This is a genomic window from Pseudomonas sp. BP8 (assembly GCF_017875955.1).
In the GTDB taxonomy this organism is placed as follows: Bacteria; Pseudomonadota; Gammaproteobacteria; order Pseudomonadales; family Pseudomonadaceae; genus Aquipseudomonas.
Window position 1 is genome coordinate 3,719,916 of record NZ_JAGINK010000001.1, and the last position, 17,627, is coordinate 3,737,542.

Below are 17,627 nucleotides of genomic sequence, written 5' to 3' on the forward strand. Positions count from 1 at the left end.
GCGTCAGAACAACTGCCAGGTGTACACCAGAATCAGCCGATTCTCGTCGATATCGCTGCGATAGTTCGAGCGCGCCATGGCGTTGCGCACGCGAATTCCCAGCCCCTTGAACACCCCGCCCTGCACCGCATAACCAATATCCAGATCCCGCTCGCGGTCCTTGCCTTCGTAGCCAAGCCCGGTGTCGACATTGTTACCGGTTATGTAGCGCACAGTCGCAGTCAACCCTGGAACGCCCATGGCCGCGAAATTGTAGTCGTAGCGCACTTGATAGGAGCGCTCGTCGGTGTAGGCAAACTCGTAGGTCGGCACCTCGTTGCCCAATGGCGTGATGTTGGCAAATACCCGCGGGAATGGGCTGTCGCCATAAATCCCCTGATACCCCACATGAAAGCTGTGGCCGCCCTGCCTTGCCGTCAGCAGCGAGAAAAATGCCTGGTTGTCGATCCTGCCGAGCAATGCATCCCCGTCCTCGCGCGCCGTGAAATAGCCAAGGTTGGCGCTGAGCACCCAGTCCCCCACCGGTTTGCTGTGCTTGAGGCCGATAAAGCCTTGCTCGTAGATATCTTCCAGCTGCCCGTACCACAGGCTGGCACTGCTCTGGTTGGCATTGAAGGCATAATCGCCGCCGACAAAGTTGAACGCATCGCTCGCGGCTTGGCGCATCGGTACATGACCCAGCATTGCATTGAGCTTGTCATCGCCACCTTCGTTACGCAGATGGGTCGACGACAGATGGCCCGCTTGCAGTGTCAGGCCGTTGAACTCGGCCGAGCTGATGCTGGCCCCCTGGTAGGTTGGCGGCAGCAGGCGGATATCACTGAACGTCAGCACTGGCAGGTTGGGCTGCAGCTCGCCAATACGCAGCTCGGTCTTCGACACACGGGCTTTGAACGTGGGTGCCAGGCGGCTGTATTCGCCCGCAGCGCGGCCATCACTGTGTACCGGCAGCAGACCGCTGTTGACCCGATCCGGGCTGCTGTCCAGACGTATGCCCAGCAGCCCCAGCGCATCCACGCCAAAGCCAACGGTGCCCGGGGTGTAACCAGACTTGAAGTCGAGGATGAATCCCTGGGCCCACTCCTCTGCCTTGGATTGCTGATTGGCGCCGACAATGTCCGAGAAGTCACGGCTGAAGTAGTAGTTGCGGGCGCTCAGGCTGGCCTTGGCGTCCTCGAAGAATCCGCTTTCGGCGGCCAGCAGCGGTTGGCTGAGCAAGGTAATGCCCAGGGCGACACAAGGGGTGTGATTCATGACGAAGCTCTCTTGATCTTGTTTTTATGGGTAAAGCGTTGGCAAGACAACCTGAATGGCGGCTAAGCCGATTCAGGGTGCGCGGCGCAGGGCCGTGCGTGGTTGTGGACGACGCAGGCGCAACAGTGCATGGGCGCCAAGGCCGAACAACAGGCCCCAGAACGCCGCCGACAGGCCGAGAAAAGACACCCCCGAAGCGGTCACCAGAAAGGTGAACAGGCCGGCATCACGCTCCTGCGGCTCGGCCAGGCTGCGCGCCAGTGCCTCACTGATCGCCCCGTACAGGGCAAGGCCGGCCAACGCGGCGATCAGTGCGGCCGGAAACGCCGCGAACAGTGACATCAGGGTTGCCCCGGCGATGCCCAGCAGCAGGTACAGGGCGCTGCCCGACAGCGCCGCGATGTAACGCCGGCGTGGGTCTTCATGGGCCTCACGGCCAGTGCACAGGCTGGCGGTGACCGCTGCCAGGTTGAGCCCGTGGCAACCGAACGGCGCGAGCAAGGCGCCGCCCACTGCACTGGCACTGATCAACGGGCTGGCAGGCGTCGTGTAGCCGGCGCTGCGCAGCACCGCCATGCCCGGCATGAACTGCCCGGTCAGGGCCACCAGCACCATCGGCAGGGCCAGGCTGAACATCGCGGCCAGGCTGAACTGCGGTGCGATCCACTGTGGCGAGGCCAGCTCGAGCACCAGCGCTTCGCTGCGCAATTGCCCGCTGAGCACGGTGATCGCGGCGCCCACACAAAGCACTGCGGCCACGGCGTAGCGCGGCTGCACGCGGCGCATCAGGACATACGTGACGAACATTGCCAGTACCAGAAGCGGCTGTACCGGCAAGGCGCGGAACACTTCGGTGCCAAAGCTGAACAGGATCCCCGCCTGCATGCCAGCGGCGATCGAGCCTGGCAGGCGTGCAATCAGGTGATCGAAGGCACCGCTGATGCCGATCAGCAGCAGCACCAGGTTAGCCACCAGGTAGGCGCCGACCGCCTGTTCCAGGCCGATTTGCGGCAGTGCGGTGACCAGCAAGGCCGAACCTGGGATCGACCAGGCGATCACGACCGGCACCCGGTAACGCAGGGTCAGGGCTGCGCCCAGCACGGCGCTGCCCATGGAGACCGCCCAGACCCACGACGACAATTGGCCATGAGAAAGTTGCGCGGCTTCGGCGGCATGAAAAATGATCACCAGCGGGCCGGCGTAGGAAATCATCGTCGCGATCAGGCCGGCGACAATGGCGGACAGAGAGCAATCCTTGAACAGGTCTTTCATGGGACCTCTCGCAAGACATCGGGCCGGGCTTGGTGTCCGGCGCGGGTAGTTGTGTTGTAGCGGGCGAGGGCTTTGCCCTCGATTCGCGACACAAGGCCGCTCCCACAGAGACCGCGCATGCCTCAGGTCTGCGCGGGGCTTATGGGAGCTCGTGTCGCGAAAGGGCCGCAAAGCGGCCCCAGCCGGTTCAAGCCTCCTGCAACGCCCGCGGCCGTGCACTGCGCTGCTCTGCCTCGGTGTCTGGTGCCTGCTGCAACTGGAAGTCGAACTTCAGCTCGGCATAACGCCCCGCCACCCCGCGTGCACCGTCTTCGCGGAACACCACCTCGCCCACCAGCCCGTCACGCGTGGCGTAGGCAAAGTCATCCCACAGGTACTTGTCGCCAGACAGGTTGATCTGCGTAGTCAGGTGCCGATGCCCCGGCGCGGAGATGAAGAAGTGCACATGCGCCGGGCGCTGGCCATGCCGGCCGAGCAGGTCCAGGCATTCCTGGGTCGGTCCCTGCGGGTCGCAGCCGTAGCCCGAGGGCACGATCGAACGTGCGCGGTAGAAACCCTCGGCATCGGTAACGATGCGCCGACGCAGGTTGTACTCGGACTGGCTCTGGTCAAAGAACGAGTAGGTGCCACGGGTATTGGCATGCCACAGGTCAACCGTCGCCCCGGCCAACGGCTTGCCGTCGGGCCCGCGCACCTGCCCCTCAAGGAACATCACCGTCGCGACGCCCTCCTCGCTGGCGTCATCCATCCGCACCTGACCCTCAGCAAGCGGCGCCCCGGCCACGTAAAGCGGGCCTTCGATGGTCCTTGGGGTACCGCCAGTCAGGCCGACTTCGGCGTCCTTGGCGTCCTGCAGCAGGTCGAGGAAATGCTCGATACCCAGCCCCGCCACCAGCAACCCGGCCTCACCGCGTCCGCCCAGGCGGTTGAGGTAGTCGACGGCATGCCAGAACTCGTCTTCGCTGATGTCCAGGTCTTCGATCAGCTTGGCGGTATCTTGCAGCACGCGCTGGACGATGCGTTTGAGGCGCGGACTGCCCTCGTCATTGCCGAACCCTGCGGCTTGTTCGAAGAACGCTTGAATGTCGGCAGTCTGGGAAATCTTCACGGTCATGATTGCGTACCTCTATTGTTCTTGTGCGAGTCGATGGTGATCAGCGGTCGTCGCTATGCACCGACGAGGGATGGCGGCACAGGCCGGCCACTTCGATGTCCATGTAGGGGAACAGCGGCAGTTGCATCAGGGTGTCGTGCAGCGCCTCGACACTGGGCACGTCGAACACGCTGTAGTTGGCGTAGTGCCCGGCGATGCGCCACAGGTGCCGCCAAGTGCCGTCGCGTTGCAGGCGCTGGGCCAGTTCCTTCTCGTCGGCCTTGAGCTGGGTGGCCTTGGCCGGGTCCATGTCGGCCGGCAGTTTCACGGTCATCTTCACGTGGAACAGCATGGTGTCTCTCCTGTGCGTTGAGTCGGTTTCAGCGGCGGGCGAAACGCGCCAGGCGCGTCTCGTCGAGGGTCAGGCCCAGCCCCGGAGTGCGCGGCACATGCAGCTGGAAGTCGTGGTAACGCGGGGCCTCGGTGACGATCTCCTCGGTCAGCAGCAGCGGGCCGAACAGCTCGGTGCCCCAGGTCAGTTGGCGCAGGGTCAAGAACGCATGGGCCGAAGCCAGGGTGCCGATCGCGCCTTCGAGCATGGTTCCGCCGTACAGGGCGATGCCGGCGGCTTCGGCGATTTGCGCGGTGCGCAGCACGGCACGCGGGCCGCCGTTCTTGGCGATCTTCAGGGCAAAGATGCTGGCGGCGCCGTCGGCGGCCAGGCTGAAGGCATCCTCGACGCTCTCGATCGACTCATCGGCCATGATCGGCGCCGGGCTGCGTTGGTTGAGGCGCACTTGCCCGCTGCGGTTGATCCGCGAGATCGGCTGCTCGATCAGGTCGATGCCGTTGTCGCCCAGCACCTGGCAGGCACGCAGGGCCTGCGACTCGTCCCAATACTGGTTGACGTCGACGCGCACGCTGGCGCGGTCGCCCAGCTCACGCTTGATGGCTATTACGTGCGTGAGGTCCTGCTCCAGCGGATTGGCGCCGATTTTCAGCTTGAACAGCCGATGACGACGGATTTCCAGCATGTGCTCGGCCTCGGCGATATCGCGTGCGGTGTCGCCGCTGGCCAGGGTCCAGGCGACGTCGAGGCTGTCGCGCACCCGGCCGCCGAGCAGTTCGCTGACCGCCAGGCCCAGGCGCTTGCCCTGGGCGTCGAGCAGTGCGCTCTCGATGCCGGACTTGGCAAAGGTGTTGCCCTTGGCCAGTTTGTCCAGCTTGAGCATGGCAGCGTTGATGTTGTCGGCCGCCATGCCGATCAGCGCCGGCGCCAGGTGCGCATCGATGTTGGCCTTGATCCCTTCCGGGCTCTCGTAGCCGTACGCCAGGCCACCGATGGTGGTGGCCTCGCCGATGCCCTCGACGCCGTCGCTGCAGCGCAAGCGCAGCACCACCAGGGTCTGCTGTTGCATCGTGTGCATCGCCAGCTTGTGCGGGCGGATGGTCGGCAGGTCGACGATGATCGCCTCCAACCGTTCGATAAGTGGGCTTGTCATGCAAGGGCTCCAGTTGCGTCAGTCGAAAGAGTCAGGCCTGTGCCGCCGTGGTCAGACCGTGCCGCCGGCTGCTCAGCAGGTGCACGGCCATGGCCAGCGCAGCAACGGCGCCGGGGATGGCAAAGGCGATGAAATTGAGTTGCAGCGGCAGGTTGATGCCCATCAGCGCACCGCCCAGCAACGGGCCGACGATGGCGCCATTGCGGCCAATCCCCGAGGCCCAGCCGAGGCCGGTGGAGCGCACCGACAGGCCGTACAGCTGGGCTGCGCCGGCATAGAGCAGGATCTGCGTGCCGATGGTGGTGGCCCCGGCAATGAAAATCAGCAGGTACAACACCGGCATCGGACTGTTCACCCCGAGCAGGCTGATCGACACCGCCGCGGCGATGAAAAAGGCGACCTTGACCTTGACCAGGTTGTAACGATCACCCAGCCAGCCGCCGAGAATTGCCCCGGCCATGCCGCCAAAATTCAGCGCCAACAGGAACGACAGGCTCGAACCCAGGCTGTAGCCGGCGTTGGCCATCAGTTTTGGCAGCCACGAGCTCAGCGCGTAGACCATCAACAAGCAGCAGAAAAACGCCAGCCACAGCGCCAGCGTGCGGACCGCCAGGCCATCGCGGAACAGCTCCAGCACCGAGGCGCCTTTGCCTTTGCGATCACTCGCCTGGAGCACGTCATCCGCCTGCACATCGCACGTTGGGTCCAGGCGCTTGAGCAACGTGCGCGCTTCCTCGGTACGCCCCTGGCGCACCAGGAAGCCGATCGATTCAGGCAGGTAATAGAGGATCACCGGCAACAGCAGCAGCGGCAGTGCGGCGGCAAAGAACATCGACTCCCAGCCGAAGCGCGGCAGCAGGAAGATACCCACCCCGGCCGAGAGCATGCCGCCCAGCGAGTAACCGCTGAACATGATCGCTACCAGCGTGCTACGCAGGCGCTTGGGTGCGTACTCGTTCATCAATGCCACGGCATTGGGCATCAGCCCACCGCAGCCGAGCCCGGCAATGAACCGATAGATACCGAACTCACTCGGCGTGCTGGCGAAGCCATTGAGAATGGTTGCGCCGGAAAACAGTGCGAAACAGATGGCGATGCCCTTCTTGCGCCCGATGCGGTCGGCCAGACTGCCGAACACCAGGGCGCCGAACATCATGCCGAACAGCGCATAGCTGCCCAGCGCGCCGGCTTGCAGGGGCGTCAGGCCCCATTCCTTCATGATCACCGGCAAGACCACGCCGTAGATGAACAGGTCGTAGCCGTCGAACACCAGCAGCAGGCCACACCAGGCCATGACCATCCAGTGGAACGATGAGAATCGGGCGTTATCGATGATCGGGTGAACGTCGAGGGTTCGCATGGCATCTGTCTCTGTTGTTTTTGTTGTGAGAGGTAACGCTTGCCGGGGCAGCCTTCAGCCGAGGTCGCCGCCGCCTACTGGCAGGGTTACGCCGGTGATGTAAGAGGCCTCGTCGGAGGCCAGGAAGAGGATCGCGGCCACTTGTTCGTCAATGCTGCCGTAGCGTTTCATCAGGCTGCTGTCGAGGGTCTGGTCGACGATCTGCTGGTACCAGGCTTTTTCTACTGGGCTCTGTTCATCCTGGTTACGCGCGATACGCCGCGGTGGCGCTTCGGTGCCGCCTGGAGCGGTGGCGTTGACCCGGATACCGCGCCCTGCGGTTTCGAAGGCAAGGCACGCGGTGAGCGCGTTGACTCCACCCTTGGCGGCGCCGTACGGCACGCGGTTGACCCCACGCGTGGCGATTGAAGAAACGTTGACGATGGCGCCGGCACCGCGCTCGAGCATGTACGGCAGCGCGGCGTGGCAGCACCACAGGGTCGGGAACAGCGAACGGCGTACTTCGGCTTCGATCTGCTCGACCTGGTAGTGCTCGAAGGGCTTGGCCCAGATGGTGCCGCCGACGTTGTTGACGAGGATGTCGAGGCGACCGAACGTCTCTACCGCACTGGCCATGACCCGTGCGCATTCGCTGTGTTGTTCGAGGTCGGCGATGAGGGTCAGCACGCCCTCCCCGGCCAGTTCATGGACCAGCTCGGAGCGGTCCACCGCCACCACCATCGCGCCCTCGGCCTTGAGCCGGAAGCACACGCCACGGCCGATGCCTTGCGCGGCGCCGGTGACCAGGGCGACCTTGCCTTGGAATCTGTTGCTCATACTCATCTCTCCGATAGCCCACCGCCCCTGTAGGAGCGGGCTTGCCCCGCGAAAGCGATGGCCCTGACAACGCGGCTGATCCCTGCTGACGCATTCGCGGGTCAAGCCCGCTCCTACAAGGTCCTGCGATGACCAAGCCACAGCATTCGAAAGTAAAAAGAGGCCACCCCCACCCGCACGATGCGGGCAGCCCCAGAGAAAACTCAGGCCGCAGCTGCGAACTTCTCGTAGTAGAAGTTGGCCGGGGTGATCCCCTGCTCGCGGATGTACAGGCTGACCGCCTCGACCATCGGCGGCGGCCCGCACAGGTACACGTCGACGTCACCGTGGTTGAGGTGGCGCGGTTCGATGTGCTGGGTCACGTAGCCCTTCTGCGGGTACTGGCTGTCCGGGTTGGCCACGCAGGCGCTGTAGGTGAAGTGGGGAATACGCGCCGCCAGTGCCTGCAGGCGGTCCAACTCGACCAGGTCGAAGTCGTTGGTGACCCCGTAGATCAGGTGCAGCGGGTGCTCGCTACCGGCATCGGCGATCTTCTCCAGCATTGCCGTGAACGGCGCCAACCCGGTACCCCCAGCCAGCAGCAGCAATGGCCGCTGGATCGGCCGCAGGTAAAAGCTGCCCAGCGGACCGGCCAGGCTCATGCTGTCGCCGGCTTTGGCCAGGCTGGTCAAAAAGCTGCTCATCAGCCCGCCCGGCACGTTGCGGATCAGGAAGCTGACCTCGCCATCCTTGGCCAGCGAGCTGAACGAATAGGCGCGCGTCTGTTCGCTGCCGGGCACCTTGAGGTTGACGTACTGGCCCGGCAAAAACGCCAAACTGCTCAACGATTCGCCCTTGATCGACAGGGCGATGGTGCTTTCAGACAGTTGCCGAACATCGCTGATGGCCGCCTCGAAGCTGGCCTGTTCGGTCTTGCACAATTGTGACGAGGCCGGGATGCGTACCACGCAGTCGGACTCGGCGCGCATCTGGCAGGTCAGCACGTAACCCTGGGCGATTTCCTCTTCGCTCAAGGCATCCTCGATGAAGTTGTCGCCCAGGTCGTAACGCCCGGCCTCGGCCTTGCATTTGCAGGTGCCGCAGGCGCCGTCACGGCAGTCCAGCGGGATATTGATACCCTGCCGGTAGGCGGCGTCGGCAACGGTTTCGTGGCCATCGGCCTGGATGAAGCGGGTCACCCCGTCTTCGAAATTGAGTGCGATCTGGAAGCTCATGTTGCACCTCGCAGGCGAGCCCGGCCGCGGCGCGCCTGGGGGCACACCGAACGGCGCTCGCCGTGACCTGTGGTCAGATGTGGTAGATGTCGATGACCTGGCGAACGTAATCGTTCTTCAGCACCACTTTCTTGGCCCTGATCAGCGGCTGCTCGCCGCGCAAATCGAGGGTGTAGAAACTGCTGCCGAAGTAACTGTCGGTGGTCTTGTAGCGAAAGCTCAGGGTGTGCCAGTTGAAGCGCACCAGGCAGTGGCCATCGCCTTGTTCGACGATCTCGATATTGCTGATGTTGTGGGAGGTACGGGTGTCTGGCACGGTGGCGCTGGAGCGCTCGGTCTTGATCCGGAACACACGGTCTTCCAGCCCACCGCGGTTGCCGTACCAAATCAGCGAGATCTCGCTCTGCGGGTCTTCGGTAAGCTGGTCATTGTCGTCCCAGGACGGCATCCAGAACGTGGCATCGGCGGCGTACAGTTCCAGCCACTGATCCCATTCAGCGTCGTCCAGGTAGCGTGCCTCGCGGTAGAGGAAGTCGCGTACGGTGGCATAGAGATCGCTCATCGCACGGCCTCCACAGGGATCAACTGCGGCTCATCGGCCAGCGCCTTGAGCATGGTTTCCTGCCAGTACTTGTGCTGCAGGACGAACAGCCCTTCGTCTTCGGTGCGCACACCAGACAAGAGCGGCTCCAGCTGGATTTCCCGGGCCGCCTCGTCGGCACCCTCGACCCAGTGCTGGGCACCGCGCGACATGTCGTTCCAGCCGGTGCCGCCGCCGTAGCCGGTCTGGCACGAGCGGAACTCCTCGAGGTCGTCCGGGGTGGCCATGCCGCTGACATTGAAGAAGTCTTCGTACTGGCGAATGCGCTTGGCGCGGGCATCGCTGCTCTCGCCCTTGGGCGCGATGCAGTAGATGGTGATTTCGGTCTTGTTCACCGAGATCGGCCGGGCGATACGGATCTGCGAACTGAACTGGTCCATCAGGTAGACGTTCGGGTACAGGCACAGGTTGCGCGAGTTCTCGATCATCCAGTCGGCGCGGGCCTGGCCGAAATCGGCGGCCAGCTGCTCGCGGCGCTCGTAGGCAGGCCGATCTTCAGGGTTGGCCCAGCGGGTCCAGAGCAGCAGGTGACCATGATCGAACGAATAGAAACCACCGCCCTGCTTGGCCCACGCGCCAGCGCTCATGGTCTTGATCTCGTCGCCACTTTCCCGCTGCTTGCGCTGGTTCTGGGTGGCGGCGTAATTCCAGTGCACGGAGCTGACGTGATAGCCGTCGGCGCCGTTCTCGGCGGTGAGTTTCCAGTTGCCTTCGTAGATGTAGGAGCTGGAGCCGCGCAGCACTTCCAGGCCTTGCGGCGACTGGTCGACGATCATGTCGATGATCTTCGCCGACTCGCCGAGGTGCTCGACCAGCGGTTTGACGTCGGCGTTGAGGCTACCGAAGAGGAAGCCGCGGTAGGACTCGAAACGCGCGACCTTGGTCAGGTCATGCGAGCCATCGCAGTTGAAGCTGTCGGGGTAGCCGGCGTTGCTCGGGTCTTTGACCTTGAGCAGCTTGCCGCTGTTGTTGAAGGTCCAGCCGTGGAACGGGCAGGTGTAGCTGGAACGGTTGCCGCGCTTGTGCCGGCAGAGCATCGCCCCGCGATGGCTGCAGGCATTGAGGAAGGCGTTGAGCTGGCCGTCCTTGTTGCGTGCAATGAAGACCGGCTGACGGCCCATGGTCAGCGACAGGAAGTCGTTGTTTTCGGGAATCTGGCTTTCGTGGGCCAGGTAGATCCAGTTGCCTTCGAAGATGTGTTTCATTTCGAGGTCGAACAGGCGCGGGTCAGTGAACATTTCCCGCTTGCAGCGGTAGACGCCGGATTCCCGGTCGTCCTCGAGCATGGCATTGAGGTAGTCGAATCCCAGGGACATGGCCAGGGTCTCCAATTGTTATTGTTCAGGCCAGGTCAGGTTATGTGGCGGGGGTGTGACGGGATATCCGGATCGTGCAGAGTGCTATCCGTTTTGTGCAGGGCGCGCACATGGCTGAGGGTGATGCATGGCACCGGCTGCGCCGGTGTTCGCGGGGCAAGCCCGCTCCTACAGGGTTTTCGCCCCCGCTGTAGGAGCGGGCTTGCCCCGCGAAGAGGCCGGCACAGGCAATCCAGTCAATGACGGCGCTTGAACGTCTCGGAAGGCAACTCACCAAACTGTTGGCGATAGCTGTCGGCAAACCGCCCCAGGTGCATGAAGCCATAATCCATGGCCAGCTCGGTCACGCTGCGTACCGAACAACTCGGATCCAGCAAACACGCATGCACCCGCTCCAGCTTGCGCTGGCGCACGTACTGCTTGGGCGTGGTGCCCAGTTGCCGATCAAACAAGGCATAGAACGAGCGCACACTCATGCAAGCCTGCTCTGCCAGCGTCTCGGCCGGCAGCTCCAGCTTCAGGTTGCGCTCGATATAGTCGAGGATCCGCTCAAGGCTGGCCCCGGGGGCGCCGAGGCTCTCACGACGGACATTGGTGCTCATCAGGGTCAACAGCTTGCTCGCAACGATCTGGCTGTAATGCCCCTGTACGCGGGGTAACGAATCACTCACCTCTGCTTCATGGCAGACCATCGCCAGCAGGTTGACGAAGCCATCGAGCTCCTCCAGCCGGTAATGGTTGCGCAAAAAGCGCACACCGCCACTGGGGCGGTACCAACGCTGCTCATCGCAGATGGAATCGAGCAGCAGTGTCGGCACCTTGAGAATGAATTTTTCGCAGTCTTGCGAGTAGGTCAGGTCGACCGGATCATCCGGGTTGATCAGCAGCAACTCGCCCGGCACCAGATGGTGCTCGCGCTGCGGCCCGCGCCACAGGCAGTTGCCATTGAGCAGGACTTGCAGGTGGTAGATGCTCTCCAGCGCCGGCGAAGTGACGCGCACGCTCCCGCCGTAGCTGATCCGGCACAGGTCCAGTTCGGCAAACTTGCGGTGGCTGAGGCTGGCCTGGGGATGGGTGGTGCGCGACAGACCGATGCAGTGCTGGCCGACATGCCGATTGACGTACTCAGAGACGGCATAAGGATCAGCATGGTGAAAAATGCTGCTGCGCTCGCTCAACAGGCGGCTTTCCATAGGCAACACACTCGGCTTGTTATTGTTCTGGGCGCCGCTTCCTACTGAGCACTAGGCCCGTGGTTGCGGTCGTTCACGGTCATTCTAAGGCGGCCGGTTGGCCAATACAGGGGCAGGTGACAACCGGTGGGTTGGCTACACACTAAGCAAAAGGCGGGGGTTGAGCAATCAGACCTAAGTAAAGCGCGGGCGGATAGCGGACATCAGCAGCGTGGCGGTTGTGCGATTAACGAACACCCCCTTTAGGAAATGCGCCCCGGCAGGTCTCTGCCGCCCTGGCGCTCAGTGCATTGCCAGCTCCTGACGCGCCGCCCAGCCCTGGCTGCGTGCGCGGAACTGCCGCGGCGCGACGGCAAACAACTCGCGAAAACGCCGGTAGAAATGGGGAAAACTGACAAACCCGCTGGCTACCGCCACCTCTGTCAGCGACTTGCTGGTGTGCTGCAGCAACTGCCGCGCATGAGTCAGGCGCAGCTCCAGGTAATACCGCGGTGGCGTTGCCTGCACATGGCGACGGAACAGGCGTTCCAGATGACGCCGCGACAAGCCGGCATGCACGGCAATCTCATCGATACCAATCGGATCTTCGATATTGGCGTGCATCAGTTCCAGCGCCAGGCGTACCGCGCGCGGCAAGCTCGGATCGATGTCCGGCGCGGCCACCGGCAGACCACTCAAGACCCGCGAGCGGTCGCAGGCCAGCATCTGCTCGACAGCGCGGCGCAAGCCTTCGCCACCACTGTGCTCGAGTAGGCCAAGCATCATGTCCAGGGCGCTGCTGGCCCCTGCGCAGGTCATCCGCCGACGGTCCAGTACGTACGCCTGGCGGCTGACCCGCACCTGCGCAAACAGCTCGGTCATCATGGCCCGGCCATCGGGGTGAAACGCGCACTCATGGTCATTGAGCAAGCCGGCCTCGGCCAGGAAGTAGGCGCCGTTCCACAGGCCGCCGAGCAACGCCCCGTGTTGGTCGGCGTGACGTAGCCTGGCGCGCAACAGCGGGCTGCTGTCCAGGCGCACGCGAAATCCGCCGCACACCAGCAGTACATCCAGCCCTTGCCCCTCCAGCTCGGCGAGCGGGGTATTGACCGGCAAGGCGATGCCCAGGTCGCTCATCACCTGGGCGCCCTCGCCCACCACCTGAATCTGGAACAGCGGCGTCGCACTCATCAGGTTGGCCGTCACCAAGGTGTCCATGGCGGCGGTGAAGGCCATCATGGAAAAGTGCTCGCGCAAAACAAACGCCACCCGCCGACAGGGCATCGCCAGCGGGGTGCGTCCTTTGGGGTCGAGGTGGGCCAGGTTGGTGTTCTTCAGCACGCTTTGAAAATGACTCATTGGCTCAACTCACCGGCAGCCAGAGCCCCGGCAGCGCCGGGGCGGGTAGGAGAGAAAGGCTTACTTGCTCGCTTGCGTCGCAGCGGCGCGGGACGCCTTCAGCCACTCGTCGAACTGCTGGCGATGCGCAGCAACCCATTCCTTGGCGTGCCGCTTGATATCGGCAGGCTTCTTCTCACCTTGTTGCATCTTGAGGTTCTGCGCGCTCTCGTCGGCCGTGGTGATCTGCATCAGCGAGAGGAACTTGGTGGCCGCCGGGTTTTCCTCGGCGAACTCTTTGTTCAGCACCGCCTCGACCTTGTCCACGGCAAAGCCGAGGTTCTTGCCCTTGTACATCGTGTCGACGTTATCGTTGCCGTCAGGCAGGTCGGTCTTGGGTACTTCCAGCCAGACCACATCCTTGTCTTCGACCAGTACCGTGGAGATCCACTGCGGTACCCAGGTGAAGTACAAGATCGGCTTGCCTTCCTTGTAACGGGTGATGGTGTCGGCCATCAGCGCAAAGTACGAGCCCTGGTCAACGTGCACGGTCTTGTCCAGGTCATAGGCTTTGATGTGGTGGGCGATGACCAGCTCGCAGCCCCAGCCGGGGTTGCATCCGGTCAGGTTGGCCTTGCCGTCGCCGTCGGTGTCGAACAGCTTGGCGATCTCGGGCTTTTGCAGGTCGGTGATGTACTTGATGTTGTGGGCTTCGGCGGTCTTCTTGTCGATCAGGTAGCCCTGCAGCACGCCGGGCATGATGTCGCCGGCCTTGACCATCACATCATCACCGCCCGCTTGCTGGTAGAACTTGTCGTGCAGCTTGTCCCACAAATGCACGGTGAAGTCGGCGTCGCCGTTGGCCAGGGCCACCATCATCACCCCGTACTCGGTCTCTTTCGGCTCCTGGACCTTGTAGCCCAGCTCGCTCAGGCCCTCCATGGCGACTTCACCGCGGAAGCGTTCCTCGGCGATGGACGGGAAGATCGGCGTCACCTTGACGCCCTCGCCGGGCTTGTCGGCGGACGCGTTGGCGCACATCGCGGCGGCGACCAGGGTCAGCGCGGTGGCACAGTGCAGGATGCTGCGGGAGAACGGGAATTCGGACATCGTCGCGTACCTTCTTCTGGTTTTTATGTTCAAGTGCGGCAGTTTCAATGTGTCAGGTTCAGGCAGTCTTGCGCCGCCCTGCTTGCCCTGCGCCGAACAGGCGCAGAATCCCGCCAACCGGGCCGGTGTGATACCAGCGCACGCTCGGATCAGCGTTGGTCCGCGCGCCCATGGCCTGGGTCAGGCGGTCGAGGAAGATCGCCAGCAACACCAGGCCCATGCCGCCAACCGTGGCCAAGCCCATGTCCAGCCGACCAATGCCACGCAGGACCATCTGGCCGAGGCCGCCCACCGAGATCATTGAGGCGATGACCACCATCGACAGCGACAGCATCAGGGTCTGGTTGAGGCCGGCCATGATGGTCGAGGTGGCCAGCGGCAACTGCACGCGGGTAAGCATCTGCCCTGGGGTGCAACCAAAGGCCCGTGCGGCTTCGATCTTGTCTTCCGGCACCTGACGGATACCCAAGTTGGTCAGGCGCACCAGGGGCGGCAAGGCGAAGACGATGGTTACCAAAACGCCGGGCACGTTACCGATGCCGAACAGCATTACCACCGGCACCAGGTAGACGAAGGCCGGCAGGGTCTGCATGGCGTCGAGTACCGGCCGCACCACCTGCTCAAGGCGATTGCTGCGGGCGCAGGCGATTCCCAGCGGTATGCCGATCACCGCGCAGAAGAACACCGAGGTCAGTACCAGGGCCAGGGTAGTCATCGACTCTGACCAGACGCCGATCAGGCCGAGCAGGGTCAGGGTGACGAAGCACAGGACCGCCATGCGTTTGCCAGCCAGCTGCCAGCCCAGCAACGACGACAAGATGATGCCAATGCTCGGCGGGATGCTCTGCAGAATGAACTCGATGCCATTGAGCACCTGGTCGATCGGCCAGCGAATGGCGCGGAACACATCACGGAAGTTATGCACCAGAAAATTGAGGGTGGCTTCCACCCACTCACCCAGCGGAATGGTGGCGGACTGGAACGGGTCGAGAAGACTGAATTCGGACATCGTGGCTTACCTCGGCAAGGGGCGCGCGGACGCTTAGTGGCGGCTCAGGGTCTGCAGCAGCTGGTTCTTCGACACGGTGCCCTTGAATGCACCGTCACGGTCGAGCACCGGCACCGGGTACGGCAGCGTGGCGGCGATGTCCAGCACGTCGTGCAAAGGAGTGTCGACATACACCGGCTGGCGTTCATGCAGGCTGTAGCGCTCAGGTGCAGCGACGCCGTCGGCATCGGTGTCGACCACGCCAAGCAGTTGCCCGCGCTCGTCGACCAGGTAGCCAAATGGCACACCGGCGCTGAAGCTGGGTGCCTTGCCGTTGACCCGGCAAACCACGTGCGGATCGAACTGCGCCACATCGCCGGCCTTGAGTACCCGCGAGCTGTCGAACGCCTTGAAGAACGTGCGCACGTAGTCGTTGGCCGGCTGGTTGATCAGCTCTTGCGGGGTGCCGATCTGCACCACGCGGCCACCTTCCATGATCGCGATGCGATGGCCGATGCGAATGGCTTCTTCGATATCGTGGGAAATAAAGATGATGGTGCGTTGCTGCTCGGCCTGCAGGCGGATCAACTCGCCCTGCATTTCGCTGCGAATCAGCGGGTCGAGGGCGGAAAACGCTTCGTCCATCAACAGGATGGTCGGGTCGTTGGCCAGCGCCCGGGCCAGGCCGACCCGTTGCTGCATGCCGCCAGAAAGCTGGTGAGGATAGCTGTGTTCATGGCCGGCGAGGCCAACCTGGCTGAGGGCTTCACACGCCCTGCGGTTGCGCTCCTGCTCGGCAACCCCGGCGATCTCCAGGCCGAATGCGGTGTTCTGCAGCACGCTCATGTGCGGCATCAGGGCGAACGACTGGAACACCATGCCCATTTCCTTGCGGCGCACGTCGAGCAGTTCTTTGTCGGACAGGCCGGTGATTTCGCGGCCGTTGAGGTGGATGCTGCCTGAGGTGGGCTCGATCAGCCGGTTGAACAAGCGCACCATGGTCGACTTGCCCGACCCGGAGAGGCCCATGATGACGAAGATCTCGCCGCGTTTGACGGAAAAGCTGGCATCGAACACGCCCACGACGTGGCCGGTCTTGCTGAAGATCTCATTCTTGTCGGCGCCCTTGCGGAGCATCTCCATGGCCAGGTCCGGATTGGGACCAAATACCTTGAAGATGTTTTTTACCGAGAGAATTTCATCGGCGTGGCTCATACGACCCTCTTTATTATCTTTATAACCAATTTCAAACTTCGCACCGGCCCGCCTTGATGGCGATGAGGACAGTGCGAGTACGCTTGGCAGTCGTTCAAATCCGAACGTGGAGTCAACCCGGCGCGCAGAAAAACCTGCTCTAAAAATTATTCGACATCGATGTCTCAATGCCGGGCCGTTGCATCAACGTTAGGCCTCAGCGGGTGCAGGGTCCAACGACATTTGTGCGGCGCAAAGCATTACTCAGGGTTATCGATCGACGAGCCGGCCGCCACCCGTTGAGGCGGTCGCCAGTGGCAGCACATAACGGCAGATCATGGGTTTCAGCCCTTACTTCACTGAAACTGTAGGGGTTGACCTGAAACGCTACGACACAGACACAGCTTGTAATCATCCTGGCCCGCCATTCGGAATTTTTCTGACAATGCCATCGTTGCTTCTGCTAAAACGCCACCTATGCCAATTCCTGTCCTGATTCACCTCAAGCGCCGCTGGCTCACCTGGCTGTGCATGACCGTGCTGCTGATCGGCCTGCCCACCGGCTGCAGCGTGCTGCAGCACAAAGAGCGCGAACTGGTGTTCCGCATCGAGCCCGGCAATGCCAGCTGGTTCCACGGCCTGCCGGCTGGGGTGCAGGAGCTCGACCTGCGCCCGCGCAGCTTTACCGACAACCAGAGCCTGCACGCCTGGTGGTGGCCGGCAAAACGTGCTGACGCTCCGGCCATCCTGTATCTGCATGGAGTACGCTGGAACCTGACCGGGCAGCTGTTTCGCATTGAGCAACTGCACGCCATGGGCTATTCGGTGCTGGCCGTGGACTACCGCGGGTTCGGCCAGAGCCGCGGCGAACTGCCGTCGGAGGCAACCGTCTACGAAGACGCGCGGATTGCCTGGGAGCGGTTCGCCCAGTTGCAGCCAGACCCCGCCAAACGGCTGATCTTCGGCCACTCACTGGGCGGTGCGGTGGCGGTCGACCTGGCTGCCGAACTGGCCCGCCAAGGCCAGCAGGTCGGCGCACCTGCCGCCGCCCGCGGGCTGATCCTGGAGTCGACCTTTACCTCGCTGGGCGATGTCGCCGCGGTGGTGGCCGATACTGCCCTGCCGGTGCGCTGGCTGCTGTCACAGAAATTCGATTCGATCGACAAGATCAAGGACGTCGGCATGCCTGTGCTGCTCGTGCATGGCCAGGACGACCGCTATGTCCCGTCGCGTTTCAGCCAGCAGCTGTTCGAGGCGGCGCAAGAGCCGAAAACCTTGCTGCTGGTGCCTGGGGCAACCCATAACAACAGCATGCGCTTGGCCGGGCAGCGTTACCGCCAGGCGATTCAGGCGCTGCTCTGAGCGCCAAGGGGCGCTACGCTGTCGCGCAGAAAACA

The 17,627-nt window shown here is 63.1% G+C and carries 16 protein-coding genes; 1 reads left to right on the plus strand and 15 read right to left on the minus strand.

Annotated elements, in window-relative coordinates; translation table 11 throughout:
• Nucleotides 1-3 precede the first annotated feature (3 nt).
• From J3B00_RS16380 to J3B00_RS16450, 15 genes are all read right to left on the minus strand, one after another.
• Complete coding sequence (locus J3B00_RS16380) at nt 4-1,254, minus strand: OprD family porin (RefSeq protein WP_209868754.1); 1,251 nt, start codon at nt 1,252-1,254, stop codon at nt 4-6.
• A gap of 72 nt (nt 1,255-1,326) precedes the next feature.
• On the minus strand, nt 1,327-2,526 hold the full coding sequence (locus J3B00_RS16385) for a benzoate/H(+) symporter BenE family transporter (protein ID WP_209868756.1): 1,200 nt from the start codon (nt 2,524-2,526) through the stop codon (nt 1,327-1,329).
• A gap of 187 nt (nt 2,527-2,713) precedes the next feature.
• Nucleotides 2,714-3,640: a catechol 1,2-dioxygenase gene (catA, locus tag J3B00_RS16390; protein ID WP_209868758.1), complete on the minus strand. Its 927-nt coding sequence runs from the start codon at nt 3,638-3,640 to the stop codon at nt 2,714-2,716.
• A gap of 40 nt (nt 3,641-3,680) precedes the next feature.
• Nucleotides 3,681-3,971 (minus strand): muconolactone Delta-isomerase, encoded by a 291-nt coding sequence (gene catC, locus J3B00_RS16395; protein WP_209868761.1) that lies wholly within the window; start codon nt 3,969-3,971, stop codon nt 3,681-3,683.
• A gap of 28 nt (nt 3,972-3,999) precedes the next feature.
• Nucleotides 4,000-5,121, minus strand: coding sequence for a muconate cycloisomerase family protein (locus tag J3B00_RS16400; protein WP_209868763.1), 1,122 nt, complete (start codon nt 5,119-5,121; stop codon nt 4,000-4,002).
• A 31-nt stretch (nt 5,122-5,152) separates the two neighbouring features.
• Nucleotides 5,153-6,481: an MFS transporter gene (locus J3B00_RS16405; RefSeq protein WP_209868765.1), complete on the minus strand. Its 1,329-nt coding sequence runs from the start codon at nt 6,479-6,481 to the stop codon at nt 5,153-5,155.
• A gap of 54 nt (nt 6,482-6,535) precedes the next feature.
• Nucleotides 6,536-7,297: a 1,6-dihydroxycyclohexa-2,4-diene-1-carboxylate dehydrogenase gene (locus J3B00_RS16410; protein ID WP_209868767.1), complete on the minus strand. Its 762-nt coding sequence runs from the start codon at nt 7,295-7,297 to the stop codon at nt 6,536-6,538.
• A gap of 203 nt (nt 7,298-7,500) precedes the next feature.
• Nucleotides 7,501-8,511, minus strand: coding sequence for a benzoate 1,2-dioxygenase electron transfer component BenC (gene benC, locus J3B00_RS16415; protein ID WP_209868769.1), 1,011 nt, complete (start codon nt 8,509-8,511; stop codon nt 7,501-7,503).
• A 73-nt stretch (nt 8,512-8,584) separates the two neighbouring features.
• The gene (benB, locus tag J3B00_RS16420) at nt 8,585-9,073 is read right to left on the minus strand and encodes a benzoate 1,2-dioxygenase small subunit (protein ID WP_209868771.1); all 489 of its coding nucleotides are present in this window, start codon (nt 9,071-9,073) and stop codon (nt 8,585-8,587) included.
• The gene (gene benA / locus J3B00_RS16425) at nt 9,070-10,428 is read right to left on the minus strand and encodes a benzoate 1,2-dioxygenase large subunit (RefSeq protein WP_209868773.1); all 1,359 of its coding nucleotides are present in this window, start codon (nt 10,426-10,428) and stop codon (nt 9,070-9,072) included. The genes benB and benA overlap by 4 nt, the downstream gene beginning before the upstream one ends.
• Before the next feature lie 236 nt (nt 10,429-10,664).
• The gene (locus J3B00_RS16430; protein WP_209868776.1) at nt 10,665-11,621 is read right to left on the minus strand and encodes an AraC family transcriptional regulator; all 957 of its coding nucleotides are present in this window, start codon (nt 11,619-11,621) and stop codon (nt 10,665-10,667) included.
• Nucleotides 11,622-11,903: 282 nt separating this feature from the next.
• Nucleotides 11,904-12,959, minus strand: coding sequence for a helix-turn-helix domain-containing protein (locus J3B00_RS16435; RefSeq protein WP_209868778.1), 1,056 nt, complete (start codon nt 12,957-12,959; stop codon nt 11,904-11,906).
• Nucleotides 12,960-13,019: 60 nt separating this feature from the next.
• Nucleotides 13,020-14,048 carry a glycine betaine/L-proline ABC transporter substrate-binding protein ProX gene (gene proX, locus J3B00_RS16440; protein WP_209868780.1) on the minus strand — a complete coding sequence of 343 codons (1,029 nt, stop codon included), beginning with the start codon at nt 14,046-14,048 and terminating at the stop codon, nt 13,020-13,022.
• A gap of 58 nt (nt 14,049-14,106) precedes the next feature.
• Nucleotides 14,107-15,057 (minus strand): glycine betaine/L-proline ABC transporter permease ProW, encoded by a 951-nt coding sequence (gene proW / locus J3B00_RS16445; RefSeq protein WP_209868782.1) that lies wholly within the window; start codon nt 15,055-15,057, stop codon nt 14,107-14,109.
• Between the two features lie 33 nt (nt 15,058-15,090).
• Nucleotides 15,091-16,251: a glycine betaine/L-proline ABC transporter ATP-binding protein gene (locus J3B00_RS16450; RefSeq protein ID WP_209868784.1), complete on the minus strand. Its 1,161-nt coding sequence runs from the start codon at nt 16,249-16,251 to the stop codon at nt 15,091-15,093.
• Nucleotides 16,252-16,707: 456 nt separating this feature from the next.
• Between J3B00_RS16450 and J3B00_RS16455 the strand changes: the two genes are divergently transcribed.
• Nucleotides 16,708-17,592: an alpha/beta hydrolase gene (locus J3B00_RS16455; RefSeq protein ID WP_209868786.1), complete on the plus strand. Its 885-nt coding sequence runs from the start codon at nt 16,708-16,710 to the stop codon at nt 17,590-17,592.
• Nucleotides 17,593-17,627: the final 35 nt, after the last annotated feature.

What these genes read in the sequence shown, in the direction of transcription:
- J3B00_RS16380 (WP_209868754.1), bottom strand. Translation starts at nt 1,254, where the DNA reads ATGAATCACACCCCTTGTGTCGCCCTGGGCATTACCTTGCTCAGCCAA.
- J3B00_RS16385 (WP_209868756.1), bottom strand. Translation starts at nt 2,526, where the DNA reads ATGAAAGACCTGTTCAAGGATTGCTCTCTGTCCGCCATTGTCGCCGGC.
- catA (WP_209868758.1), bottom strand. Translation starts at nt 3,640, where the DNA reads ATGACCGTGAAGATTTCCCAGACTGCCGACATTCAAGCGTTCTTCGAA.
- catC (WP_209868761.1), bottom strand. Translation starts at nt 3,971, where the DNA reads ATGCTGTTCCACGTGAAGATGACCGTGAAACTGCCGGCCGACATGGAC.
- J3B00_RS16400 (WP_209868763.1), bottom strand. Translation starts at nt 5,121, where the DNA reads ATGACAAGCCCACTTATCGAACGGTTGGAGGCGATCATCGTCGACCTG.
- J3B00_RS16405 (WP_209868765.1), bottom strand. Translation starts at nt 6,481, where the DNA reads ATGCGAACCCTCGACGTTCACCCGATCATCGATAACGCCCGATTCTCA.
- J3B00_RS16410 (WP_209868767.1), bottom strand. Translation starts at nt 7,297, where the DNA reads ATGAGCAACAGATTCCAAGGCAAGGTCGCCCTGGTCACCGGCGCCGCG.
- benC (WP_209868769.1), bottom strand. Translation starts at nt 8,511, where the DNA reads ATGAGCTTCCAGATCGCACTCAATTTCGAAGACGGGGTGACCCGCTTC.
- benB (WP_209868771.1), bottom strand. Translation starts at nt 9,073, where the DNA reads ATGAGCGATCTCTATGCCACCGTACGCGACTTCCTCTACCGCGAGGCA.
- benA (WP_209868773.1), bottom strand. Translation starts at nt 10,428, where the DNA reads ATGTCCCTGGGATTCGACTACCTCAATGCCATGCTCGAGGACGACCGG.
- J3B00_RS16430 (WP_209868776.1), bottom strand. Translation starts at nt 11,621, where the DNA reads ATGGAAAGCCGCCTGTTGAGCGAGCGCAGCAGCATTTTTCACCATGCT.
- J3B00_RS16435 (WP_209868778.1), bottom strand. Translation starts at nt 12,959, where the DNA reads ATGAGTCATTTTCAAAGCGTGCTGAAGAACACCAACCTGGCCCACCTC.
- proX (WP_209868780.1), bottom strand. Translation starts at nt 14,048, where the DNA reads ATGTCCGAATTCCCGTTCTCCCGCAGCATCCTGCACTGTGCCACCGCG.
- proW (WP_209868782.1), bottom strand. Translation starts at nt 15,057, where the DNA reads ATGTCCGAATTCAGTCTTCTCGACCCGTTCCAGTCCGCCACCATTCCG.
- J3B00_RS16450 (WP_209868784.1), bottom strand. Translation starts at nt 16,251, where the DNA reads ATGAGCCACGCCGATGAAATTCTCTCGGTAAAAAACATCTTCAAGGTA.
- J3B00_RS16455 (WP_209868786.1), top strand. Translation starts at nt 16,708, where the DNA reads ATGCCAATTCCTGTCCTGATTCACCTCAAGCGCCGCTGGCTCACCTGG.